Here is a 23,670-nt window from a genome sequence, read left to right as displayed (position 1 = left end):
GCCCGCTGGGCCCCTTCGCTTTTGCGAGTCCTGCGGCCGCCACCGGCCTGGAGCCCTCAGATCTGATCTAGATCAAAGATGAGATCAGCCGACACTGTCGTTCCAAAATAACGAAGCGTGCGAGCGCGCGATCAAGCTCGTGCAGGGCATCGACGACTACGTCGCGACCTATCCGACGGCTCCGATCCATACGGCCGATCTCGCCCGCGAGTTTGACGTTTCAATCCGGACTGTCGGCGGCTACGTTTCGTTACCCATGTCTCCGGGCCGGACACAATTGAGCGGCCCGAGACATAGGTGACAGAACGTACCGGGCACATGGGTTACACTTTCCGCTTTTGTTCTGCGGGAGGTGTGGATGCCGTGGAAAGCGAGTTCGGTAATGGAGGAGCGCCTTCGCTTTGTCGCCCGCCTGTTGGACGGGGAAGCCATGACGGATGTCTGCCGGGAGTTCGGCATCTCCCGTAAGACCGGCTACAAGATTTTCGATCGCTACAAGGAACATGGCCTGGAGGCGCTGAGCGACCGCTCCAGGCGGCCGGTTCGCTACGCCAATCAACTGCCGGCCCAGATCGAGACGCTGATTGTCCAGCTCAAGGCCGAGAAGCCGCATTGGGGGGCCCGCAAGATCCGCGAACTCCTGGTGCGACGGCTCGACGGCGATGTCCGGGTGCCGGCCAAAAGCACCATTCATGCGGTGCTCGATCGCCACGGCCTGGTCAGGCGGGGCGGCGGGCCGCGCCATCGCGCGCGCGGCACGTCGCTATCGCAAGGGACTGCCCCGAACGATGTCTGGTGCGCCGACTTCAAAGGCGAGTTCAAGCTTGGCAACAGCCATTACTGCTTCCCGCTGACCGTCAGCGATCATGCCGCGCGCTTCCTGCTGCTGTGCGAGGCGCTCGACTCCACGCGCGAGGAGCCTGCCATGACCGCCTTCGAGCGCCTGTTCCGCGAGCGCGGCCTGCCGCTTGCCATTCGGTCCGACAATGGCGTGCCGTTTGCCAGTCCCAATGCCTTGTTCAATCTTTCCAAGCTCTCGGTATGGTGGCTCCGCCTCGGTATCGCCATCGAGCGCATCAAGCCAGGTCATCCGCAACAAAATGGCCGGCACGAGCGCATGCACCTCACCCTCAAGAAGGAGGCCACCAGGCCGCCTGGCTTCAACAGCCTGCAACAGCAGGAGCGCTTCGATGCCTTCGTGCACGAGTTCAATACCGAGCGCCCCCACGAGGCGCTCGGCATGAAGTGCCCTGCCGAGGTCTACACGGCCTCAGCGCGGGCCTATGCCGGCCTGCCGGAGTTGAGCTATCCCTTCCACGACCGCGACGTCGTCGTCACTGCCTGCGGCCGCCTCTGCCTGCATCGCAAGAGGATCAACATCTCAACCGTCCTGGCTGGCCAGAAGCTCGGCATCAAGGAGGTCGACGAGGGCATCTGGCTCGTCAGCTTCATGCATTACGATCTCGGCTATTTCGATCTCGAACAGAAGACCTTGCAACCTCTCGACAACCCGTTCGGTCCGAGGCCCATCACCGATGTCCCCGCCACGACCACGGCGCCCTGACGGAGACGCGCTCTTGTGCATTCTTGGCATGGAAGGCCACTTGCTTGGCTCCGCTGTCGCGGTCAACCCCGAAGCCCGAAGGGCGCGGCACGCGCGGGGTTGACGGCGATAGCGCGAGCCGAGCAAAAATAGCCGTGCCATGAATGCGTCACGCTGAAATGCAGCAGATTGCAGGCCATCTCAATTTGAAGCGAACTTGGAGCAGATGACTTTGAAACCCCGCGACAACCCGATCGGCACGAGGTTGTCACCCATCTCTTAGGTACGTTTCGTTACCCATGTCTCCGGGCCGGACAAATTGAGGACTGGCGCGCTCGGAAGGATTCGAACCTCCGACCCTCGGAATCGAAATCCGATGCTCTATCCAGCTGAGCTACGAGCGCCCTGGCCCGGCAACGGGCCACCGAGATTCGTCCGACCGGCGCTGGCGACGAACCAGCGCACCGGACGGCGTTCGGATCGGTTCGAATTAGCAGAGTGGCCGGCCAATAAAAAGCCCTTCCCGCCTCCATCGAGGTGGGTCGACGACGCCGTCACCAGGTGGTGTTGAAGAGGCCGAAATGCGGTTGCTGAGCGACCAGCATCATGGGACGACCGGGCTGCGGCGCCGGACGCGCCCTGACGATCTTGCGCCTGGGCTGAGCGTGCACCGGAGAAGCTTGAGCCTGAGAAACCCGCGTCTTGGCCGACATCTCGGCCAACGCCGGCGACAGACCCTCCTGTACCGGCGGCTGGGGCGCAGCCGCAACAGCGGCGGTCCTTGCCGCGGGTGCGGCAATCGTCGGCTGGCTGGTGTCGAGCACGACGCGCTCAGGCAGATGACGGTCGGACCGGATTCGGATCAGAGGCTGCTCGTTGCTTGCGGTCGCGACGGCTTGCGCTACGGGCGCCGCCGGGAAAACGAAATCCGCCATGAACAGCAGTGCGAGCAAGGCTCCACCGACAAAAATGAAATACCTAAAGATGGGCATCGGCCGCGCTCCGCCCCCCGCATCCCCGCGTGGGCTCTCTCCGCCTCAACAGGCGATCCTTCAATTGGTTCCTGGCCCCAGCCGTTCGGTTCAAATGGCGATGCATGGTTTTTCGGCCAAGGACCACGAGGGTAACTTTTCCGCTACCGGAACACGCCGCAGTTAAGCGCGACGTGCTGCAACCAGCGAACATTTCGCTTGATCGGCATTCACGTTAACGAAGCCGATGGGGATATGCACAAATGTCTTGCGGCTCTTCATGCTGACCGGATCCACCAGCACGCGGCTCCGGTCGGTAAGATGACTGCCGTCCCGCCGCGTAAAGGCGCAGACGACCTCGATATCTTTTACGGCATAGTCATTGTCGTTTCGCAGCGTGAACGTCACCAGGACTTTGGAGCCAAGGCCGCCGCGGCGCCAAGTCTGCGATGAAATCCTGAGACGACCGAGTTCTGCTGCGACCGGTACCTGAGCTTCGGACGCCGGCGACGCCACTGCGGACGTATCGCCTGCGGGAGCGGTCTCAACAGCCGCCAGTTCCGGCCTCGCCGGCTCGGCACTGTTGCCTTTGGAAAGAGGCAGCAGCATCCAGATGCCGCAGCCGACGATAATTGCCGCCAGCAGCCACAGAAGGCTACGGCCGAACGAGACGCTCGCGATCGTTACGGCTCGCGCCAGTCGTTCGCCGGCCCTCGCGAAGCGCCCCAATCCGATCCGGTCGAGCCTGGCACTCATGGTTGCATCACCGATCGCGGCCGAACGCCATCAACGACGGACCCGGTCACTGCTTACCTTAATCCGGCGGACGAATTAAGGTTCCCGCGCTTCATGCGAGTCGGCAAGGCCATAGCGACCATCGGCCGTGGCCACTAACATACGCCGCAACATCGAACGACCCGGCTGGGAGAATACGAAATGCCATTCGCCGTTACTTGGGATCACGTCCATCTGCGCAGCCCCGATCCGGAGACCACGGCGGCCTGGCTCCGGGATATCCTCGGTGGTGAAATCGTGCGCGCGCCAGGCCGGCTCGAGGTGAACCTCGGCGGCGCCAGGATCTTCTTGGCGTCGCTGGACGGCGATAATGCCGTCAACCCGCCACCTCCACATCCGCATCAGGGTCTCGACCATTTTGGTCTGACGGTGAAGGACATCGACGCCGTCGCCGCCGAGATCAAGGCCAGGGGCGTCACATTCACACGCGAGCCGACGACCATCCGGCCGGGCGTGCGCATCTGCTTCATCCGTGGCCCCGAAGGCATCTCCATCGAGCTGCTCGAGCGCGACAAGAAATACACCTGACGTGACGCGGCGTGGGCCGTCTCAGGCATGCCACCGGGGCGACGTGAGCCCCCGGCGGCTAAGTCATGCTACCGGGCATAAAGCAGCGGATGGTGACGCCCATGTAGCCGTAGATCGGCCAGACCATGGTGCGCCCCACCCGGTTCGGCTCGGAGATCACGGCCTCTTCGGGCACGTCGACCCAGACGAGCTCCTGCTGCTGACCATCGAGCGCGTAGCCATAGCGCGGGATGCGGACGCGATAGTGTCCATTCTTGCTGTCCCAGTCGGAGTCCTGGAGCGCCGAGCCGTCGGCATCGGAGCAGCAAGGTCCCTTGCCGCTGCGCAGACTGTCGAACCATGCCTTCAATTCGGCATTGGTGTTGACGAACTGCCCACGGTCGCGCGCGTGCCCAAACGGGGCCGCGAGCGCAATCAAGGCCAAGGTGGACGTCAGCCTCGTCAAGTTTCGTCGGCGTATCGCACCGCCAATCCGCCGTTGCTCGCTCCTGCAATTCGTGGGAAGCGCACTGTACAGACGCGGCTCATCGCCGCCGGAATCGATCCAGTTGGTCACGTTCGTCTTGCTCCAGCACCCCGCGGCCAGTGCAACAATGGTTATGCATTTCGCGGGCCAACTCTGATTCGTAACGGCGGCCCTCGCCTCACCATCAGAGGGCCATGACGACCTCACGCACAAGCCGGGACAACTACGGCTCGCGCTGCAGGCTCTCGCAACCGACCGGCAAACTGCCGCGTTGCGCGAGGGGATCGGCTTTGGCATAAAAAGCGGACCGGTGACGCCGTTGGGCGATGGCGGCCGGCCTACGGGACGTTATGAAGAACGGCCTCTATTCAATTCACGTGACCTTGCTCGATGGTCGAGTCGGCAAGGGCAGCGGCGTGATTCTCTTCCGGGACGGCAAGATTCTTGGCGGCGATGCCTACCTCTATTACACCGGCAGCTACACGGTGAAGGACAACAACACCTTCAAAGGCGAGATGCTGGTGCAACGGCACACGTCGCCTCGGGGCGACGACAATCCGCTGTTCGGCGGCCCTGCTCCGGTCGGCATCGGCGTCAGCGGCACCCATACGGATACGCGCGCGGAGATGACGGGCACGGCGCTGGTCGGCAAGGCCAGCCTGATTTTCGGCGCGACGCTGCACAAGCTCGCCGACGTCGACTGATTATTCCGCCGCCTGTTCGAGCGGCGCTACGCGCGGCAGGATGATCTGGATACGGGTGCCGCCGCCCGGTTCGGAAACGAGATCGAGTCGCCCGCCGAGCCGATTGGTGACGATGCTGTAGACGATGTGCAGGCCGAGGCCGGTGCCGCCCTGGTCGCGCCGTGTCGTGAAGAACGGATCAAAGGCGCGGCGGCGGACATCGAGCGACATGCCGCAACCATTGTCAGAGAAGATGATCTCGACATTGTCCTTGCCGGACTCGCGCACCTGGATGTCGATGGTCCCCGGCCGACCGTCCGGGAAGGCGTGCGCGACCGAATTGAGGAACAGATTGGTCAGCACCTGGCCGTACGGACCGGGATAGCTGTTCATGGTCAGGTCCGGCTGACACTCGACATTGAGCGTCAGATTGTGTTTGCGCAGGCCCGGCCGCAGGCTCATCACCACCTGCTCGGTGAGGTCGCCGAGATCGAAGGTGCGCTGATCCGAATAATTGCGATCGGCGGCGACCTGCTTGAACGACTGGATCAGCTCAGCGGCGCGGTTGAGATTGGAGACGAGCTGCGAGGACGCATCGCGGCTGGTGTTGAGGAAGTCGTTGAGCGTGGAGCGCCGAAGCTCGCCGCGCTCGACTTCGGCAGTGAATATCGCGGTCTTGCGCTCCAGCGCGGAGGCGACCGTGAGGCTGATGCCGACGGGATTGTTGACCTCGTGGGCGACACCGGCGACGAGCCGCCCAAGCGCGGCGAGCTTCTCCGCCTCGATCAGCGAGGCCTGCGTCTCGCGCAGATTGCGCAGCGCGGTTTCGGCGGCTTCCTTGGCCTTGCGCATCTCCTGCTCGCCGCGTTTGCGCTCGCCGATGTCGAGCGCAACGGTCACGATCCGCTCGATCTCGCCCTCGGCATCGAGCAGCGGCAGCTTGTTGACCAGCCATTGCCGCATGTTGCCGGAGGCATCCTGGTACTCCTCCTCGTAGAAGCCGAGCCCTTTGCGCAGCTTGAGCACCCTCTTGTCGTTCTCGTCGGACTTGGCCGCACCATAGCGCGCCATCAGGTCGGCTGTGGTCCGGCCGAGCGCGTCACCGGGCTCGATGCCGAAGATGCCCGCCATGTAGCGGTTCATCAGCACGTAGCGCAGATTGCGATCCTTGACGTTGATCACCGCGGGCACGGTGTCGATAACCTGCTGGAGCAGGCGCCGGCCTTCGGCGATGGCGTCTTCCGCGCGTTTCTGGTCGGTGATGTCGCGCAGCGTACCCTCGTAGCGGACGATGTTGCCCTGCTCGTCGCGCACGCCCGTGGCGCTGTCGGAGAGCCAGAGGATGTTGCCGCTGCGCTGGCGCACCTGATACTCGAATTCGCGGACCATGCCGTCGCGCGCCATCAGCCGCTGGTATTCGGCGCGCGCCTCGGGATGGACATAGACCGTGTGGGCGATGTCGTTGATGCTGTCGATAAGGTGCTGCGGGCTGTCATAGCCCATCATTCGCGCCAGGGCCGGATTGGCGTTGAGGAGGTCACCGGCCGGCGTCGTCACATAGATGCCGTCGACCGAGCCCTCGAACAGTTTTCGGTAGCTCTCCTCGGCGAGACGCTGCTCGGTGAGCGCGCGCACGGCCGCTTCGCGCGCCGTGTCGGCCTCCTCCAGCGCGCGGCGGAACACTTCGGCCGCCCGTGCGATGTCGCCGATCTCGTTTTCGAGATCGGCGGACGGAATTGACGTGTCTTTCCGGCCGGCCGCAAGCGCGCGAATGGATCGCGCGATCTGGGCGAGCGGACGCACCGTCCTGCGCACAACGAACAACGCAGCGCCGATGCCGATCAGCACGCCGACCGTACCGAGGACGATGCTCTGCCATCGCGCCTCCGTCAGCGTGCGGGCAAAATCGCGCGACAGCACGTGCCCGCGGCGGGCGCTGACCTCGCGCAACAATTCGGTGACGCGACCGATCAGCCGGCCCTCGGTGCCGAGCACCTCGCGGTCGATATCGGCGATCTGACGCTCGCGGACGGCGACCGCCATGATCGCCTCGGCATAATCATTCACCGCCACCTTGAGCTTGGGATCGGTGATATCCATCGCGCGCATGCCCTGTGCGGCCTGCTCGGCCGCCGACGGGTTACGCGCGAGCAATCCGAGCGCGATCCGGCTCTGCGCCTCTGACAGGCGCGAGGCCAGCTCGCGGTCCGCGGTGGCTGCGACCGCCGCGTCGAACCGGTCGCGCAGCGGCGGCAGGCCGGCGAGCAGCTGGCCGCGGCGGTCGATCAGCGTCGAGATCCGCTCGAGGCCGTTGCGATAGGTCGCAAGCCGCTCGGTGACCCCGTCGATCATGTCCTGCTGCTCGGGTGCGAGCTCGATGCGGGTCTTCTTCAGGATGTCACTCAGCGTCGAGGCCGCCTCGCCCACCTGCTGGAACTGGATGCCGGCGCCGGGATCTGTGACGAAATCGCGCGCGGCGAGCCGCAGCTCGTTCATGCGGCGGTCGATGTCCTCGGCGAGGTCGCCGACGCTCTGCAGCCGCTGCAACTCGGCGAAGGTCGTGTCGATGTGCCGGATCGCGATCACGCTTGCGGTCGAGGTGACGATGATCACCGCCAGCACCAACAGAAAGCTGCCGAAGGTGAGCTGACCGATGGAGAGCGAGAATGTTCGCCTTTTCTCAGGGAGCGGCGTCAATTCGGCGGACATTGGTGGTTTGAGGACCGGGCTACTGGAGACCCAATATACGACGTATTGCCGCCCGGGGGGAACATGGCTCGGGACGCGGAATATCCTTAATATCGGGGCCGCCGCCCTCTTCAGCCTCTGCCTTACGACAGTTTGACGCCGGCTGCCCTGCGGGCCGGGATGGTCATGGCGGCGACGCCCACGACGACGCAGGCCGAGCCGGTCCAGGCGGTCCGGCTCAAGGTCTCGCCGAGGAAGGCGACGCTGATGGCGACCCCGATGGGCACCCGCAAGTAAGCCTGCACGGTGGTGCCGACCGAGCCCAGGGTCTGGATCAGGCGGAAGTAGATCGCGAACGCTGCTGCGGTCGAGAACACCGCGAGCGCGGACAGCGCCAGCACTGAGCTCAGCGAAGGCGACAGCATCCAGGGTTGCTCGACGACCAGCGCGGCCTCGCAGGCACCAATAGTTCGTTGCGTGTCGAAGTGTCTTAGCCGACCGCGCCGACCTCGAACACCTCGCCATCATAGCCGGCCTCGCGGGGGATCCGGAGCTGGCGGCCGGTGTCGGTCTTGGTCATGATCGGCATCACCGTGACGATCGACAGGCCGCGGGCGTGCTCCAGCGCCGCGCTCACGTTCGGCTGCTTGGCGAGGCGGATCAAATTGCGTGTGGTTGGAAACGGCAGCTTGAAGCGGCCGCTCTCGCCACCCGCCACCGCCTCGCGCGGCGAGACCCAGATCGAATCGGTGGATTCGCGCCCGTCGTGGGCACCGAGCTGGTCCGGCGGTGCGGCGGCCAGGAAGAACCAGGTGTCGAAACGCTTCGGCATGCCTTCCGGCGTGATCCAGTGCGCGTAAGGCACGAGCGTGTCGAGCGCGAGCTGGAGGCCATTGTCCGCGAGGATGCTGAGGAAGCTGATCTTGTGCTCGTTGAGCGCAACGCGGTGCGCATCGGCGATCTCGCCGGCGCGCTTGGCATCGATTGGCGTGCCCGTGTCCTTGGACCGCGCCAAGAGGATGCCGCTTTCCTCAAACGTCTCGCGGATCGCGGCGATCCGAAAACCGCGGTCCGCTTCGCTCAATCCCTCGCCGCCCGAATAGAGGTCGGAGCGGGCGACGATCTCCTTGTCGCCAGCATCGACGCTGCCGCCGGGAAACACCAGCGCGCCCGAGTTGAACTCGATCTGATGATGGCGAACCATCATGAAGACCTCGATTTCCTGTGCCGCGCCGTCGCGCAGCAGGAGGATCGTCGATGCCGGACGTGATGTTGATGTCTCGGCCATTCAACTAACCTGCGGCGCTGGATTGCGGGCCGAGATTGGCGCGTTTGTCGACACGGGCAACGCGCGACAGCAGGTACTCGACCTCGGCCTTTGCCGCCGCCGTGATGGTCGCGCCGGGCTTGCGCTGGGCGCTGGAGGCGATGACGCCGCGCTTCTGCAGCACGTATTTGCGCACAGCAAGGCCGGCGCCGGGCTGCTGTTCGTAGCGGATCAGCGGCAGGTGCGCGTCGAACAGATCGTGCGCAGTATCGCGCTTGCCTTGCTTCGACAGGCGCACGACGTCGATGAGAAGCTCGGGAAAGGCGTAACCAGTCATGGCGCCGTCGGCGCCGCGCTCCATCTCGAAATCCAGGAACAGGCCGCCATTGCCGCAGAGGATCGAGAGCGGGCGAAGCGAGCCGTCCTTCTGGAAATTGCGGACCGCCGAGATCTTCTCCAGGCCCGGCCAGTCCTCGTGCTTGAGCATCACGCAGTTCGGATTGTCCATGACGATCTTGCGGATCACGGCAGGCGTGAACACCACCGAGAGCGTCAGCGGATAGTCCTGGAGCACCCAGGGCACGTCGGGGCCGATCGCTTCCGCCGCCTGCTTGAAATAGCCGACGATCTGATCGTCGGTGCGAAGCGAGAGCGGCGGCGCGATCATCACGCCGGCCGCGCCGGCATCCATCGAGGCCTTCGCCAGCGAGCGCATGGTGGCAAAGCCCGGCGCGGAGACGCCGACGATCACCTGCATCTTCTTGGCACGCTTGACGAAGCGCACGGCCACCTGCTCGGCCTCGGCGGCATCGAGCTTGGGGGCCTCACCCATGATGCCGAGCACCGTGACGCCGTCGCAGCCGACCTCCTCGTAGAAGTCGGTCAGGCGGTCGATCGAGCGCTCGTCGATCCGGCCATCGTCGTGGAACGGCGTCGGCGCGATTGCGAAGGTGCCCTTGGCATCGGCGGTGAGTTTCATCTAGTGCCTCTTTCATCTGTCGTCATTCCGGGGCGGCTCGCAGAGCCGAACCCTGGTGCGCAATTGCGCACCTTAGTTCGTGCTTCGCACGCCCCGGAATGACAGAAAAGCTAAAACCGCCTCGCCCCCATCTTGATCTGCTCCTCGGAGAAGAAGATCTCCTTGGCATGATCGACGATGTCCTGGGCCTTCCAGCCCGAGTGCGGCGGCTTCCAGCCTTCCATTTCCATCATCCGCATTTCACGCACGCCGCGCGGCCCGGACACGCCCAGCACCTTGCCGGTCTGGTCGCCCGACAAGTCGCTGACCATGTATAGCACGGCCGGCGCGATGCCGTCCGGCCCCAGCGCCGCGCCGGGGTTCTCCTTATAGCGGGGCAGGTCTGCGGTCATACGGGTCAGGGCGCCCGGGGCCAGCGTCCAGATCCGGATGTTGTACTTCCGGCCCTCGATCGCCAGCACGTTGGACAGGCCCCAGATGCCACCCTTGGCCGCGCCGTAATTGGTCTGGCCGAAATTGCCGATCAGCCCTGATGTCGAGGAGGTGTTGACGATGACGCCGCCGCCATTTTCCCGCATCCAGCGAAACACCGGCAGGGTGCAACAAAAGGTGCCCTTGAGGTGGACCTTGATGACCTTGTCCCAGTCGGCCTCCGAGGCTTTTGCGAAGGTCTGGTCGCGCAAAATGCCGGCGTTGTTGACCAGGATGTCGGCGCGGCCAAAGTGCTTGATGGCATCGTCGAACACCGACTGGCCGCCCTCCATGGTGGAGATGTCGGCGCCATTGGCAACCGCCTTGCCGCCGTCGGCCTTGATCGCGTCCACCACCTTCTGGGCCATCGAGGTGTCGGCGCCGGAGCCGTCGCGGGGCCCGCCGAGGTCGTTGACGACGATGGAGGCCCCTTCCCGCGCAAACAGTTTTGCGTAGGCCTCACCGAGCCCGCCGCCCGCGCCGGTGATCAGCGCAACCTTGCCGTCGAGTAGTCCCATGGTGGCTTCTCCCTGTTTGTTGTTCTTCGTGTCCCGGACGCGATGCAGCGTGAAACGCTGCGTCGCAGAGCCGGGACCCAGTTTGTTGGTCGCAGCCTATGGGCCCCGGCTCTGCACGCACTGCCAAGGAGCGCTGCGCTGCTTCCGGGGCACGAGAGCGGCTAACCCAGCACCGTCTTGCCGTTCTTGATCACGGTGACGCTGCGCGACTTCACCTTGGCTTCGAACGAGATCACGTTGCCGTCTTTCCAGAGATCCATGGTCACGGTCTCGCCGGGATAGACCGGCGAAGAGAACCGCGCGACGTGCTGGCGGAAGGCAGAAGGGTCGTAGTCGGCATAGGTCTGGAGCACGCCGCGGCAGGTGATGCCGTAGGTGCACATGCCGTGCAGGATCGGGCGCGGGAAGCCGGCCTTCTTCGCAAACTCCGGATCTGAATGCAGCGGGTTACGGTCGCCGCAGAGGCGATAGACGAGTGCCTGATCCGGACGCGTCGTGATGTCGATGGTCTTGTCCGGGCTGCGCGACGGGATCCTGTGCGGATCGGGCTGGGTCAAGTTCGGGCCACCGAAGCCGCCGTCGCCGCGCGCGAAACGCGAAGCAACGAGCGTCGCGAGCTTCTCGCCCTTCTCGTTCTTCAGCACGGTTTGATGGCTGATGACGACGCCCTTGTCCTTGCCCTTGTCGTAGACCTCGAGCACGGAGGAGTCGGCAGTGATGTTGGCGGTGACCGGCAGCGGCTGGTGGAAGGTGATGTCGCGCTCGCCGTCCACCACCATGACGCGGTTGAGGTTCATCTCGCCAGGGCCCGAACCCCAGGCAGCGACGGAGGCGAACGTCGGCACCACCTTCAGCGGCCGCGGCGTCAGCGTGCCCTCGTTGACGAAGGCGAGCTCCTTCTCGTCCATGGGATCGGCGCCGAGTCCGATGCCGTAGGCATAGAGCATGACCTCGCGGTCGGTGTAGGCATATTTCTGGCCGAGGTTTTTCAGGCCTTTGAGTTCTTCGTATCTGGCGGACATTTTCTCTGGTTTCCTCTGGTTCTCATCCTCATGGTGAGGAGGCGCTCTTGCGCCGTCTCGAACCATGAGGATGCCCGAAACGCTTCTTTGTCGTGGCCATCCTTCGAGACGCTTTGCTTCGCAAGCTCCTCAGGATGAGGACCGTCCTATGCCACCGTGAAGAAAGGCAGCGGTGCGCCATCCGTTGGCTTGAACACCACCTTCACCTTCTGGCCGATCTTGAGCTTCTCGAGATCGCAGTCGACGAAATTGGTCTGCACCGATGGCCCCTCCTTCAGCGTGACGTAGCCGATGGCGTAAGGCCCGGTCGGCGACTTCCGCATCAGGCTGTAGGTGTAGATCGTGCCCTCACCGGACGCCTGCTCCCACACCGTCTTGTCGGAGTAGCAGAACGGGCAGATCGAGCGCGGGAAGTAATGCGCTTCGCCGCAGGCGGTGCAGCGCTTGATCATGAACTTGCCCTCTTTCGCCGCGTCCCAGAACGCGGCGGTTTCGGGGTTCGTCACGGGGGCCGGATACTTTTTCACTTCGCTCATCACACGCGCTCCAGAATGGCCGTCGAGGCGGCATGGCGAACGCCCAAAAGGCCGCCGGTGCCGTGGGCGATGGCGAGATCGCAGTTCTTGACCTGCACCTTCGGATGCGCCTCGCCGCGCAGCTGCCGCACAGCCTCGAGGATCTTGGTCATGCCGCCGCGGTTGACCGGATGGTTGCTGCAGAGGCCGCCGCCATCGGTGTTGAACGGCAGCTTGCCGACACCCGAGATCAGGTTCCCGTCGGCGACGAACTTGCCGCCCTCGCCCTTCTTGCAGAAGCCGAGGTCCTCGAGCTGCATCAGCACCGTGATGGTGAAGCTGTCGTAGATCGAGGCGTATTTGATGTCCTTCGGCGTGATCCCGGCTTCCTCGAACGCACGCGGGCCGGACCAGACGCCCGCGGAGTAAGTGAGATCGAGATCCTTGCCGCCGCGCGGGCCCTTCATGGCTTCGCCATGACCGATCAACCTGACCAGCGGCTTCTTCAGGCTCTTCGCGATCTCCGGCGTGGTCACGATCAGCGCACCGCCGCCGTCGGAAACGACGCAGCAATCCATGCGATGCAGGGGATCGGAGATCATTGGCGAGTTCAGCACGTCCTCGACCGTGACGACGTCCTTGAGCATCGCATGCGGATTGTATTGCGCGTGATGCGAGGCTGCGACCTTGATCCAGGCGAGCTGCTCCGAGGTGGTGCCATAGTCGTGCATATGACGCATGGCACACATGCCGTAAGCATTGTGCGTCGTTGCGCCGTAGGCAGACTCGAAATCGACCTCGGCTCCGGCGGCGCGCGGCGGCATCACGCCGGTGCGCGGCTTGCCGGCCAACGTGATCAGCGCGATCGAGCACTTGCCCGCCGCGATCGCCTCCGCCGCATGGCCGAGATGGATGATGTAGGAGCAGCCGCCGGTCTCGGTGGAATCGACGTGGCGGAGCTTCTTGGTGTTCAGGCCGAGATAATCGACCATCGGCCAGGCGCCGCCGGGCGCATCGCCCGCGCAGAAATAGCCGTCGACATCGTCCTTGCTTATCCCGGCATCCTCGATCGCTCCCTTGGCGACCTCGGCGTGGAGCTGGGCGGTGGATTTGTCCGGCGCATGCCGGGTCGGGTGTTCGTAGATCCCGGCAATGTAGGCTTTGCCCTTGATGGTCAAAACAGAGTCTCCGCTCGCGTTTCTTCTTGGCTCTTTTTTCTGAACCGCGGTGGCCTGATTGGCAAGCGTGGAAATATTCCGTCGCGCGAGAGGGCAGCGGGTCGGCGCAACTGGGGCACATCCGAAATCCGGGCCCCGGATGGGAGGCGAACCTGCGTGCCGCGTCGTCATTGCGAGGAGCCCGCGACAAATTGCGAAGCAATTTTGCGGTGGCGACGAAGCAATCCAGAGTCCCTCCGCGGAAGGATTCTGGATTGCTTCGCTGCGCTCGCCATGACGGAGTTCGCGGATCGCTCTTTCCCCTCACAGCTCAATCGCAGACACACGCCCGCAGCCTCGCGGCTCACGTCGCCCGAGTTTTGCTCCCGTCTTGCTCCCCCTCCAAACAGAGGGCGCAGGGAAGACCGCATAGGCGTTAAGGTAGCGCGAGCATCGATTGATACGTAAGCCTCCGAGGAGAGACGCCTTGCGGCGGGCTGGCCTGATGGTTGAGAACTGTACGTATGGACAGCCATACGATCAGTACGTTGAATCGACTGGAAGTGGTTGATACGGGCCGGCGGCGGCGTTGGTCTGAGGAAGAGAAGGCGCGGATTGTTTTGGAGAGCCTATCCGAGCCGCGCCTGGTTGCGGCGACAGCCCGGCGGTACGGCTTGTCGCGTTCTCTATTGGTGACCTGGCGAAGAGCCTTCGCGGCGACGGGGACCAAATCCGAGGCTGGCTTTGTCAGGGCAGTTGTGGCCGAGGGGTGCCCGCGGCGTCGGTGGCGGCGTCATCGGAGAGCGCGACCGTACATTCGACGGAGCGTCGGATCGAGATCGAGCTAACCGGCAGGCGGCGGGTCATTGTTGATGCGGGCGTTGACGTTGAGGCGCTTCGCCGGATCATCGAGGTTTTGGATCCGCGATGATTCCGGTTCCTACGGGAGTTCGGGTGTGGCTGGCGACGGGCCACACCGACATGCGTAAAGGCTTCGCCTCATTGTCACTGCAGGTGCAAGAGGTGCTGCGCCGCGATCCGCTGAGTGGTCATTTGTTCTGCTTCCGCGGACGCAGAGGCGATCTATTGAAAGTGATCTGGCATGACGGCCAGGGAGCATGCCTGTTTACGAAAAAACTCGAGAGAGGTCGTTTTGTCTGGCCGTCGCTGGCGGACGGCGTAGTGTCGATCTCGCAGGCGCAGATGAGCTATCTGTTGTCCGGCATCGACTGGCGCAATCCCCAGGAGTCCTGGCGTCCGACCAGTGTGGGCTGAGACTTTGTTATTTGAGTTTGGCCGCGAATGTGATTCCATCTGGCTATGGACTCCAGCGCCGACCTGCCGCCCGATCTTGTCGCCGCGCATGCAATGATCCTGGCCGAGCGCGCTGCCAGGCTTGCGGCGGAAGCCAGGCTTGCTGAAGCGGCCAATGCCCAGGCGAAGCAATCGAGCACCGAAGCGCTGATTGCCCACCTCAAGCTCGAGATCGAGAAGCTACGACGCACGATATATGGCGCACGCTCCGAGCGGTCGGCGCGGCTGCTCGATCAGCTGGAGCTAGAGCTTGAGGAACTCGAGGCGGGGGCGACCGAGGATGAGCTGGCCGCCGAGAAGGCGGCCGAGAAGACGCAGACGGTGCGTTCGTTTGAGCGCAAGCGGCCGGTGCGTCAGCCCTTCCCCGACGACATCGAGCGAGAACGCGTCATCCTGCCGGCTCCGACGCAATGCCCCTGCTGCGGGTCGACGCGGCTGTCGAAGCTCGGCGAAAGCGTGACCTCGACACTGGAGGAGATCCCACGCCGGTTCAAGGTGATCGACACAGTCCGGGAGAAGTTCAGTTGTCGGGATTGCGAGGCGATCACGCAGCCGCCGGCGCCGTTCCATGCCACAGCCCGGGGCTATATCGGACCGCAGCTTCTGGCGACGATCCTGTACGACAAATTTGGTCAGCATCAGCCGTTGAACCGACAGAGCCAGCGCTTCAAATGCGAGGGGATCGACCTGTCGGTCTCGACGCTGGCGGACCAGGTGGGCGCAGGAGCCTTTGCGGTCAGGCCGCTCTTTGAACTGATCGAAGCCTATGTGCTCTCCGCCGACAGGCTCCACGGTGACGACACCAAGATACCGATCCTGGCGAAAGGGAAAGCAGATACCGGCCGGATTTGGACCTATGTTCGCGACGATCGGCCATTCGGCGGGCGAGATCCACCGGCGGCGCTGTTCTACGCCTCACGTGATCGGCGCGGCGAGCATCCCGCGCGGCATCTTCAGAACTTCGCTGGCATCCTGCAGGCCGATGCCTATAGCGGGTTCAACGCTCTCTTCGATCCCGGACGCAAGGCGTTGCCGGCCACGCCCGCCTTCTGTTGGGCACATGGACGGAGGGCGTTCTTCGAACTTGCCGACATCGCCCAGAACGCTCGCCGCGGAAGATCGGCGACCGCGATCTCGCCCATTGCGCTGGAAGCGGTTCGTCGGATTGACCAATTGTTCGAGATCGAGCGCGACATCTATGGGCTGAGCGCTGAGGAGCGGCTGCAGATCCGCCGGGAGAGAAGCGCGCCACTGCTGACCGACCTTGAGGCTTGGCTCCGAGCGGAATCTGCCCGGCTCTCACGCTCGTCCAACGTGATTAAGCCGATCAACTATCTGCTCAACCGCTGGGAGGGCTTTGCCCGCCTTGTCCACGACGGACGGATCTGCATGACGAACAATGCAGCGGAGCGAGCGTTGCGCGGTTTTGCTCTGGGAAGAAAGGCATGGCTGTTCGCCGGTTCTGATCGCGGCGCCGAGCGGGCTGCCGTGATGGCCACGCTTCTCATGACGGCGCGTCTCAACGACATCGACCCGAAAGCCTGGCTTGCCGACGTCTTCGCGCGCATCGCCGACATGCCGCAGAACCGCCTGCGCGAGTTGCTGCCCTGGAACTGGACGCCTCCTGCGCCGAGGTCCTCCGCCCCGGCGGCGTAGCCATGCACGTCAACAAGGTTCACGCCGTCTTCACCATCGCTCGCGTCGCAAAAGACCTCGGCGAAGACGAGGACTGGCTCTGGGACGTGGCCAACGGAATGGACACTGAGGATGGCGTCATCTGGGTTTACGGCATAGGTGACGACCAGGTCATGGCGTTCACCGACTTCGGCATCGAGAACCTGACCGAGCTCATCAGGATGCACAAGGACGACCCCGAGCTCCTCAAGCGCTGGGATCGGTGAGCTCCTGTCCGCGGTCTAGCCCGGATGGATACATTGATACGGACGTTTTCGAGGAGGCTCGCGCAGGTGCCGCCCAAGCGCTCGCTTTCTGCGGCGAAAGCAACGGATGGTTGGTTGTGGAATGATCGCTTGTAGCAAGGATGCAACGAGTTGTTGCAAAACACGCCAAGCGCCAGGTGCCGTCAGGCGGCCTGCGTCCAGCGGGGAGAGTCCTCGAAGTCGCGGGCAAGCGGCTCGAGCAGCAGGATGATCAAGAGGTGTGCCAGCAAGTAGGGCTTGGCGGAGCGCGGATCGGTTCCAGGTGGCGTCTTGAGACCAATCAGACTCTTCAGTCGCTTGAAGCCAAGTTCGATGCGCCATCGCAGTCGATAGAGCGCGAGTACATCCTTGGTGGAGAACTCGTCCCGCGCGAGCGACGTGACCAGAATGACCCAATCCGCGGCTTCCAGAGTTTCTTTGGAGATGACGCGGTTTTCGTCTTGTGCGTCGCGCCGGGCTTTACGGCGCGAAGCCGCGACTGCACCGGCGGGCTTCTTGACTGCGACCAGACGCATAGCCAGAGGCGCACCGTCCTTGCGTTTGATCCAAATCCTCCGATCGATCAGTCCGTGCGCCTTCGCCGCACGCAATTGGGCCATCAGATCGAACGGAAGGCCTTTGGCATCAAGCCAACGTGCGTTCTTCCAGCCCGCTCGGATCAAAACGTCTGCCCGGCGTCGCGCACAGCGGCGATGCGGTCAGGTTGTAGATAAGCGCGGTCAGCAATGCGGATCTCGTTCTTGACCACCGGTATCCGGTCAAACGTTTCGCCTTCTTGCTGATCTGTCAGCTCGAAGTGACCAAAGCGCTCATATGGCAGATCGAATGCACTATGAACGCGCCAAAGCTCACTGTTCCTGCGCGCAGCCGGTCCTGCCTGAGGCACTGTCGTCGCATCGATAATGCGGATCAGGCGGCCTCGGCTCGCTTTCGGGGCTGCCGCAGCGAGCAAGCCCTCCACCAGCACTGCAAACCAATCGCCACATTGACGCAGGCGATAGAACAACGCCACGCTGCTGAGGTCGGCAAGGCCAACAGAAGCGGCCCACGCGGCTGTCGATCTCAACCCTCTTTCACCCAGACAATAGGCCAGCATCAGCCGAAGTAACGCCACCGCATCTGGAATTTGGCGCCGCCGCACGAAAGCCTTCGTCTGGCGCGCACTTATTTCAAGCTGCGCAGCCCCGCCGAGCTGCGTAACCACTCTCGTCCAGTCCTCGTTCAGAAGCGATTCGTCTGCCATCCCGCCTTGGAATCACGTGTGATTCCAACACTCAAGAACAAACTTAACGCCTATGGGGAAGACCGGGTGCCGGCCGGGCACCCACGGTCCGCTGTGCGCGAATGCGCGAAGAACAGATGCACAGCGGCATACAGGTGAAGCCAAACATCCGGCCTTCCCTGCGCAGTGGCTTTACGGCTTATGTCATGCTCTTGTGTCCAGAAAATCTGCCAGAATGTGCGAACGGGCGGTTCTCGCAAAACCGCCCGTCGCTGGATCTGAGCCCGTTCGTGCTCAAAGGCCTTGAGCCTGTCGGGGAGCGAGGGACAGATCCGGTGGTCTTCCTCAACCCGAACAGTTGCATGGGCTTCGAGCCCGAACCGAGCAAGGAAGAGAGTAGATGATGGCACAAAACGACGTCCTTGTCGCTGGCATCGACGTGGCCAAGGACAAGGTGGATGTGTGCATTCGCTCATTGTCACAACGGCAGACGTTCGCGAGCAGCCCAGAAGGTCGGCGAGCGCTGATCCGCTGGCTTCGCAAGCACAAGGTCGGCAAAGCCGCCATGGAGGCTTCCGGTGGTTATGAGCGGGAGTGGGCCAAGGTGCTACGCCAGGATGGTATCGAAGGCTTGGTGGTGGATCCAAAGCGGGTGCGCAACTTCGCCAAATCGGCTGGACAGCTCGCCAAGAACGATCCGATCGATGCGGAGATGATTGCCTGGTTCGCCGAGACCTTCATTGAGGCAAGGGGGCAAGCCTACGATGCGGCACGCGAGAAGCTGGCGCAGATCGTGAGTGCGCGCCAGGCTCTGATTGACGTGCAGACGAGCTTGCGAAACAGGACGGAGCATTCCACTCCTGACGTCGTGCAGAAGATGCAAAATCGCCTGCTGAAGCGGCTCGCCGCCGAAATTGCCAAGCTGGAAGCAGCGATCGCAGCCCTGATCAAGACCACACCGCGTTTTGCCGAACTCGCCGAGATCATCGAGAGCGTACCAGGTCTTGCCGGGGGCACATCCGCCGGACTGATCGGGGCGATGCCGGAACTCGGCCAGATAGGCAACAAAGTGGCCGCGGCCCTGCTGGGTGCTGCGCCTTATGACGACGACAGCGGCAAACGTCGGGGCGTCCGTCATATCCAGGGCGGACGCCGCAAGGTCCGCAACGTCTTCTACATGGCGTCCATGGGAGCCGCGACCCGGCATAACCCCGTGCTCAAGGCCTTTTACGATCGCCTGATCGCCAAAGGCAAGGAGCCGAAGGTTGCGCTCACCGCCTGCATGCGCAAGCTGATCGTGATCCTGAACGTCATGATCGCACGCGGCGAGAAATGGGACGCCGGCCGGTACGAAGTGAGCAACTCCGCTCGGCTTCCGCCGAGCGCTTGCACGCCCTGAAGACCGGCGAGCGGACGGGGTCAAGGCCGGAAGCCGCCGGAGGCGGTGGCGCGCCAGCGCCAGCCTTGAGGCCGGCCGATCGCCGGGCTACTTCAACACAGTTGCTCCCCGGGGAGCGATGCACTATTGCCCCCGTCGCCTTGCGAGCGATCGCAAGACTTGACGCACAGACCCCGGGCGTCAGGACCACACGATTTTGCCGTACGCGAGACCGCGCCCGTCGTGCCGCGAGACAATTGCTCGCGTGACGCAGTCCACGTCCACCGCCGCTCACCCCGCGTTTCGTGACGATCGCGATACGCCCCTCTGACCGGGATGAGGTGAGCGAGGGTTACGACAATTCCGAATTTCGGTAAAGTGGAATATTTTTGCGGTTACGATTGACCTACGGTATGGGTGTTTTGCCCGGCGGGCAGCACAAGGCATGGTGTCGCAGGGTGGGCAAAACGGAAGCGTGCCCACGTCTTCTTCGTGATCAATGGCAGGTGGCGGGCACGGCGCTTGCGCCTTTGCCCACCCTGCGAGACCTTCCTACTCCGCCGCGATCTGCCGAGGCGCCGGCGGCGGGTTTGCGAGATCGGCGGCGAGCTGGGCGTAGCGGGCCTTGGCGTCGTTCACCGCCTTCTCCTTCACCGGGCCGTAGCCGCGGATGCGGTCGGGCAATGAGAGCAGTTCGACCGCGGTATCGATCGTGACCGGCGACAACAGGCCGAGCACAGTGGCGACGTCCTTCTCGTAGCCGGCGATCAGATCGCGCTCGAGCTTGCGGTCGGCGCTGCGGCCGAAAATGTCGAACGGCGTGCCGCGCAGGAATTTGAACCTTGCCAGCACGCGGAAGACGTTCAGCATCCATGGGCCGAAGGCGCGCTTCTTCGGGCGGCCGAGCGCGTCGACGCCGGACGCCAGGATCGGCGGCGCCAGGTTGAAGCTGAACTTGAAATCGCCCTCGAACTGGTCGCGGAGCTGCTGCTCGAAGGCGCCGTCGGTGAAGAGGCGCGCGACCTCGTATTCGTCCTTGTAGGCCAGCAGCTTGGCGTAGTTCACCGCGACCGCACGCGGCAGCGCATCGCCGTAACCGCCCTTCGCGGCGGCGTCGCGGACCTGACCGACCAGCTTGCGATAGCGCTTGGCGAGACGGGTATTCTGGTAGGCGGTGAGATGCTTGGCGCGATGCTCGATCACCTCGTCCAGCGTCATGGCATCCAGCGTCTTCGGCGCAGCCACCTCGTCCGTTCCCTTCAGCATGTCGGCAAGACGCTTGGGATCGGCAACCGCGAGGCGGCCGAGGCGGAAGGCTTCCTTGTTCATCTTGATCGAGACGCCGTTGACCTCGATCGCCTGCTCGATCGCTTCCGCAGAGAGCGGCAAGAGACCCTTCTGATAGGCATAGCCCATCATCATCATGTTAGTGGCGATGGCATCACCGAGCAGCTGCTCGGCCGGCTTGGTGAAGTCGAAGAAGACGGAATCCTTGTGCAGCGCCGTCTCCAGCACCGCATTGAGCTTGCGGGTCTGGAAGTTGAAATCGCGATTGAGGATGAAATCGGCGGTGGGGATGACGTGGCTGTTGATGATGCCGCGGGTGCGGCTGGTGTCGCAGAGCGTGATGGTGTCCTTGGCGACCGCCACCACCTCGTCGGCCGCGAGCACGAGATCGGCGGTGCCGGTGACGATGCGCGAGCAGGTGACTTCCGCCGGATGATCCGACAGGCGGACATGGCTGAGCACCGCCCCGCCCTTTTGCGCGAGGCCCGACATGTCCAGGATCATCGAGGCCTTGCCCTCGATATGCGCGGCCATGCCGAGCAGCGCGCCGATGGTGAGCACGCCGGTGCCGCCGACACCGCCGACCGCGATGTTATAGGGCTTGTCGAGTGTCGGGCGCGATGTCGGCTCGGGCAGCTCGCCGATCTCAACGAGTTCGGCGGGCGCGCGGTGGCGCGGCGCGCCGCCATCGATGGTGACGAAAGACGGACAGAATCCTTTCAGGCAGGAATAGTCCTTGTTGCAGGATGACTGGTTGATGGCGCGCTTGCGGCCGAACTCGGTCTCCAGCGGCTCGACCGAGATGCAGTTCGACTGCACCGAACAGTCGCCGCAGCCTTCGCAGACGGCCGGATTGATCATGACGCGCCGCGCCGGGTCCTCCATCAGCCCGCGTTTGCGGCGACGGCGCTTCTCGGCGGCACAGGTCTGCACGAACACGATCGCGGAGGTGCCCTTGAACTCGCGGCACATCTTCATGACGTTGTCGAGCTCGTCGCGGTGATACTTCTTGACGCCGGGCGCGATGGTATCGGCCGGATAAGCGTCCGGGTTTTCGGAGACCAGATAGAGCTCGCGGATGCCTTCGGCATAGAGCTGCTGGGTGATCTGCTGCGGCGAGAGATCGCCGTCGTGGCGCTGGCCGCCGGTCATGGCCACAGCGTCGTTGTAGAGGATCTTGTAGGTGATGTTGGCCTTGGAGGCGATCGCCTGGCGGATGGCGAGAATGCCCGAATGGAAATAGGTGCCGTCACCAAGATTAGCGAAAATGTGATTCTCGTTGGTGAAGGGTGCGATGCCGACCCAGGGCACGCCCTCCCCGCCCATATGGGTGAACGTCTCCGTCGAGCGGTCCATCCACAGCGCCATGAAATGGCAGCCGATGCCGGCGAGCGCGCGGCTGCCTTCGGGAACTTTCGTCGATGTATTGTGGGGGCAGCCGGAGCAGAAATACGGGGTCCGGGAGACGGGTGCGACCGCCTGCATTTGCGTGGCCTGACGGCCGTTGAACCAGTCGGCCTTGGCGCGGAGCATCTCCGCGATCTCGGGATTGAGATTAAGCCGGAGCAGTCGCTCGGTGAGCGAGGTCGCGAGCGAGGCGACGCTGAGCTCGGCGGCGAAGGTCAGGAAACGCTTGTCGTGCTCGTCCATCTTGCCGACGATGCGCGGGCGAACGTCGTCGCGCCAGTTGAACAGCTCCTGCTTGACCTGGTTCTCGACGATCTCGCGGCGTTCCTCGACGATGAAGATCTCCTCGAGCCCGACCGCGAACTGGCGCACGCCTTCCGGCTCCAGCGGCCAGGGCATGCCGATCTTGTAGAGGCGAAGGCCGATTTTGGCGGCGACCTCCTCGGTGATCCCGAGCTCGCGCAGCGCCTGCCGCACGTCCTCGTAGCTCTTGCCGGATGCCATGATGCCGAAACGCGCGTTCGGCGAGTCCATGGTGACGCGGTTGACCTTGTTGGCGCGGGCAAAGGCGATCGCGGCAAAGCCCTTGTAGTCCTGCAGGCGGCGGTCCTGCTCGAAGCGGTCGTCGGGCCAGCGCAGATTGAGGCCACCGGGCGGCAACTCGAAATCGGTGGGGATGATGAAGGGCTTCATCTCGTCGGTGAGGTCGATCTCGGCGGTGGTCTCCACCGTCTCCGTAATCACCTTCATGCCGACCCAGCAGCCGGAATAGCGCGACATCGCGATGCCGAGCAGGCCCATCTCGATCATCTCGTGGATGCTCGACGGATAGAGATAGGGCATCAGTGCCGAGATGAAGGCATGGTCGGACTGATGCGGGACGGTGGAGGATTTCGCGCCGTGGTCGTCGCCGGCAAGGCAGAGCACGCCGCCGTTCTTGGCCGAGCCCGCGGCATTGCCGTGGCGGAACACGTCGCCGCAGCGGTCGACGCCAGGACCCTTGCCGTACCAGATGCCGACCACACCGTCATACTTGGCGCCCGGCGAGAGGTTGAGCTGCTGCGAGCCCCAGACGGCGGTTGCGGCGAGGTCCTCGTTCACGCCTGGCTGGAACTTGATATTGTACTGCTCGAGATGCTTGCGGGCGGCGAAGAGTTGCTGGTCGTAGCCGCCGAGCGGCGAGCCGCGATAGCCGGAGATGAAGCCGGCGGTGTTGAGGCCATTGGCGCGATCGCGCCGGATCTGGGCCATCGGCAGGCGCACCAGGGCCTGGATGCCCGTGGTGAAGACGTGTCCGGTCTGCTGGGTGTATTTTTGATCGAGACTGATCGGACCCTGGTTGATGCCCATGCTGTCCTCTTTAACCGCCCTGTTCAGGTCTTTGTCACTTAGCGTCGCTTAAGCCGTTGCATCCCCGTTGTTTTTAGCTAGGGCGCGCCGACCACTTCCGCCACTCTATGTCGGATATTTCACGATCCGCATCACAAATCTGGACCAAAGGGAGCCTCGGGTAAAAATC

22 protein-coding genes, 1 tRNA gene and 2 pseudogenes are annotated in these 23,670 nt (G+C 63.7%); 10 read left to right on the top strand and 15 right to left on the bottom strand.

Annotation, left to right across the window (positions count from 1 at the left end; translation table 11 throughout):
- Positions 1 to 121: 121 nt before the first annotated feature.
- Positions 122 to 250, top strand: a pseudogene (locus P6U27_RS14790) (AraC family transcriptional regulator); the annotation flags it as partial.
- Between the two features lie 108 nt (positions 251 to 358).
- Positions 359 to 1,564, top strand: a complete 1,206-nt coding sequence (locus P6U27_RS14785) for an integrase core domain-containing protein (RefSeq protein WP_122400437.1) — start codon at positions 359 to 361, stop codon at positions 1,562 to 1,564.
- Positions 1,565 to 1,870: 306 nt separating this feature from the next.
- Here the strand turns inward: P6U27_RS14785 and P6U27_RS14780 are convergent.
- From P6U27_RS14780 to P6U27_RS14770, 3 genes are all read right to left on the bottom strand, one after another.
- Positions 1,871 to 1,947: transfer RNA gene (locus tag P6U27_RS14780), tRNA-Arg, on the bottom strand.
- A gap of 150 nt (positions 1,948 to 2,097) precedes the next feature.
- On the bottom strand, positions 2,098 to 2,535 hold the full coding sequence (locus P6U27_RS14775) for a hypothetical protein (protein WP_129146377.1): 438 nt from the start codon (positions 2,533 to 2,535) through the stop codon (positions 2,098 to 2,100).
- 162 nt (positions 2,536 to 2,697) lie between these two features.
- Positions 2,698 to 3,270 carry a hypothetical protein gene (locus P6U27_RS14770; RefSeq protein ID WP_122402749.1) on the bottom strand — a complete coding sequence of 191 codons (573 nt, stop codon included), beginning with the start codon at positions 3,268 to 3,270 and terminating at the stop codon, positions 2,698 to 2,700.
- 180 nt (positions 3,271 to 3,450) lie between these two features.
- Between P6U27_RS14770 and P6U27_RS14765 the strand changes: the two genes are divergently transcribed.
- Positions 3,451 to 3,837, top strand: a complete 387-nt coding sequence (locus P6U27_RS14765; RefSeq protein ID WP_122402748.1) for a VOC family protein — start codon at positions 3,451 to 3,453, stop codon at positions 3,835 to 3,837.
- Positions 3,838 to 3,895: 58 nt separating this feature from the next.
- On the opposite strand, the gene P6U27_RS14760 is transcribed toward P6U27_RS14765, so the two are convergent.
- Positions 3,896 to 4,393 (bottom strand): hypothetical protein, encoded by a 498-nt coding sequence (locus P6U27_RS14760; RefSeq protein WP_122402747.1) that lies wholly within the window; start codon positions 4,391 to 4,393, stop codon positions 3,896 to 3,898.
- A 260-nt stretch (positions 4,394 to 4,653) separates the two neighbouring features.
- Between P6U27_RS14760 and P6U27_RS14755 the strand changes: the two genes are divergently transcribed.
- The gene (locus P6U27_RS14755; protein ID WP_162500233.1) at positions 4,654 to 5,007 is read left to right on the top strand and encodes a GrlR family regulatory protein; all 354 of its coding nucleotides are present in this window, start codon (positions 4,654 to 4,656) and stop codon (positions 5,005 to 5,007) included.
- Here P6U27_RS14755 and P6U27_RS14750 read toward each other — a convergent pair whose 3' ends face one another.
- The 8 genes and pseudogenes from P6U27_RS14750 to P6U27_RS14715 all read right to left on the bottom strand — a co-directional run bounded on the left by P6U27_RS14750 (position 5,008) and on the right by P6U27_RS14715 (position 13,624).
- Positions 5,008 to 7,695 (bottom strand): PAS domain S-box protein, encoded by a 2,688-nt coding sequence (locus P6U27_RS14750; protein ID WP_122402745.1) that lies wholly within the window; start codon positions 7,693 to 7,695, stop codon positions 5,008 to 5,010. It lies immediately after the preceding gene.
- Between the two features lie 122 nt (positions 7,696 to 7,817).
- Positions 7,818 to 8,126, bottom strand: a pseudogene (locus P6U27_RS14745) (EamA family transporter); the annotation flags it as partial.
- Positions 8,127 to 8,164: 38 nt separating this feature from the next.
- Positions 8,165 to 8,962 (bottom strand): NUDIX hydrolase, encoded by a 798-nt coding sequence (locus tag P6U27_RS14740; RefSeq protein WP_122402744.1) that lies wholly within the window; start codon positions 8,960 to 8,962, stop codon positions 8,165 to 8,167.
- A 4-nt stretch (positions 8,963 to 8,966) separates the two neighbouring features.
- A complete protein-coding gene (locus tag P6U27_RS14735) occupies positions 8,967 to 9,920 on the bottom strand; it encodes a dihydrodipicolinate synthase family protein (protein ID WP_122402743.1) in 954 nt (317 codons plus the stop codon).
- A 110-nt stretch (positions 9,921 to 10,030) separates the two neighbouring features.
- Positions 10,031 to 10,909 carry an SDR family oxidoreductase gene (locus P6U27_RS14730; protein WP_122402742.1) on the bottom strand — a complete coding sequence of 293 codons (879 nt, stop codon included), beginning with the start codon at positions 10,907 to 10,909 and terminating at the stop codon, positions 10,031 to 10,033.
- A 161-nt stretch (positions 10,910 to 11,070) separates the two neighbouring features.
- Positions 11,071 to 11,931, bottom strand: coding sequence for a MaoC/PaaZ C-terminal domain-containing protein (locus tag P6U27_RS14725; RefSeq protein WP_407194262.1), 861 nt, complete (start codon positions 11,929 to 11,931; stop codon positions 11,071 to 11,073).
- Between the two features lie 146 nt (positions 11,932 to 12,077).
- Positions 12,078 to 12,467 carry a Zn-ribbon domain-containing OB-fold protein gene (locus P6U27_RS14720; protein WP_122402740.1) on the bottom strand — a complete coding sequence of 130 codons (390 nt, stop codon included), beginning with the start codon at positions 12,465 to 12,467 and terminating at the stop codon, positions 12,078 to 12,080.
- Positions 12,467 to 13,624 (bottom strand): thiolase domain-containing protein, encoded by a 1,158-nt coding sequence (locus P6U27_RS14715; RefSeq protein ID WP_122402739.1) that lies wholly within the window; start codon positions 13,622 to 13,624, stop codon positions 12,467 to 12,469. Before P6U27_RS14715 ends, P6U27_RS14720 begins: the two co-directional genes overlap by 1 nt.
- A gap of 503 nt (positions 13,625 to 14,127) precedes the next feature.
- On the opposite strand from P6U27_RS14715, the gene P6U27_RS14710 reads away from it, so the two are divergent.
- The 4 genes from P6U27_RS14710 to P6U27_RS14695 all read left to right on the top strand — a co-directional run bounded on the left by P6U27_RS14710 (position 14,128) and on the right by P6U27_RS14695 (position 16,818).
- Complete coding sequence (locus tag P6U27_RS14710) at positions 14,128 to 14,451, top strand: transposase (RefSeq protein WP_407121615.1); 324 nt, start codon at positions 14,128 to 14,130, stop codon at positions 14,449 to 14,451.
- Positions 14,452 to 14,530: 79 nt separating this feature from the next.
- Positions 14,531 to 14,878 carry an IS66 family insertion sequence element accessory protein TnpB gene (tnpB, locus tag P6U27_RS14705; RefSeq protein WP_209296670.1) on the top strand — a complete coding sequence of 116 codons (348 nt, stop codon included), beginning with the start codon at positions 14,531 to 14,533 and terminating at the stop codon, positions 14,876 to 14,878.
- Positions 14,879 to 14,923: 45 nt separating this feature from the next.
- Positions 14,924 to 16,573, top strand: coding sequence for an IS66 family transposase (tnpC, locus tag P6U27_RS14700; RefSeq protein ID WP_407121193.1), 1,650 nt, complete (start codon positions 14,924 to 14,926; stop codon positions 16,571 to 16,573).
- A gap of 2 nt (positions 16,574 to 16,575) precedes the next feature.
- Positions 16,576 to 16,818, top strand: a complete 243-nt coding sequence (locus P6U27_RS14695; protein ID WP_209296668.1) for a hypothetical protein — start codon at positions 16,576 to 16,578, stop codon at positions 16,816 to 16,818.
- 182 nt (positions 16,819 to 17,000) lie between these two features.
- Here the strand turns inward: P6U27_RS14695 and P6U27_RS14690 are convergent, their stop codons facing one another.
- Together P6U27_RS14690 and P6U27_RS14685 are read right to left on the bottom strand one after the other, a co-directional pair.
- The gene (locus P6U27_RS14690) at positions 17,001 to 17,519 is read right to left on the bottom strand and encodes a transposase (RefSeq protein ID WP_407194261.1); all 519 of its coding nucleotides are present in this window, start codon (positions 17,517 to 17,519) and stop codon (positions 17,001 to 17,003) included.
- Complete coding sequence (locus P6U27_RS14685) at positions 17,516 to 18,100, bottom strand: hypothetical protein (protein WP_407194260.1); 585 nt, start codon at positions 18,098 to 18,100, stop codon at positions 17,516 to 17,518. The genes P6U27_RS14690 and P6U27_RS14685 overlap by 4 nt, the downstream gene beginning before the upstream one ends.
- Before the next feature lie 101 nt (positions 18,101 to 18,201).
- Here P6U27_RS14685 and P6U27_RS14680 point away from each other — a divergent pair, with 101 nt between their 5' ends.
- Together P6U27_RS14680 and P6U27_RS14675 are read left to right on the top strand one after the other, a co-directional pair.
- Positions 18,202 to 18,483, top strand: a complete 282-nt coding sequence (locus P6U27_RS14680; protein ID WP_145987013.1) for a hypothetical protein — start codon at positions 18,202 to 18,204, stop codon at positions 18,481 to 18,483.
- The gene (locus tag P6U27_RS14675; protein ID WP_122402735.1) at positions 18,480 to 19,478 is read left to right on the top strand and encodes an IS110 family transposase; all 999 of its coding nucleotides are present in this window, start codon (positions 18,480 to 18,482) and stop codon (positions 19,476 to 19,478) included. Before P6U27_RS14680 ends, P6U27_RS14675 begins: the two co-directional genes overlap by 4 nt.
- 531 nt (positions 19,479 to 20,009) lie before the next feature.
- On the opposite strand, the gene P6U27_RS14670 is transcribed toward P6U27_RS14675, so the two are convergent.
- A complete protein-coding gene (locus P6U27_RS14670) occupies positions 20,010 to 23,501 on the bottom strand; it encodes an indolepyruvate ferredoxin oxidoreductase family protein (protein ID WP_129146122.1) in 3,492 nt (1,163 codons plus the stop codon).
- Between the last annotated feature and the right edge of the window lie 169 nt (positions 23,502 to 23,670).

It is taken from the genome of Bradyrhizobium sp. STM 3566 (assembly GCF_045571445.1).
Classification (GTDB): domain Bacteria; phylum Pseudomonadota; class Alphaproteobacteria; order Rhizobiales; family Xanthobacteraceae; genus Bradyrhizobium; species Bradyrhizobium vignae.
The sequence above is the reverse complement of the archived record's forward strand: the minus strand, read 5'-3'. Positions and strand labels throughout refer to the sequence as shown.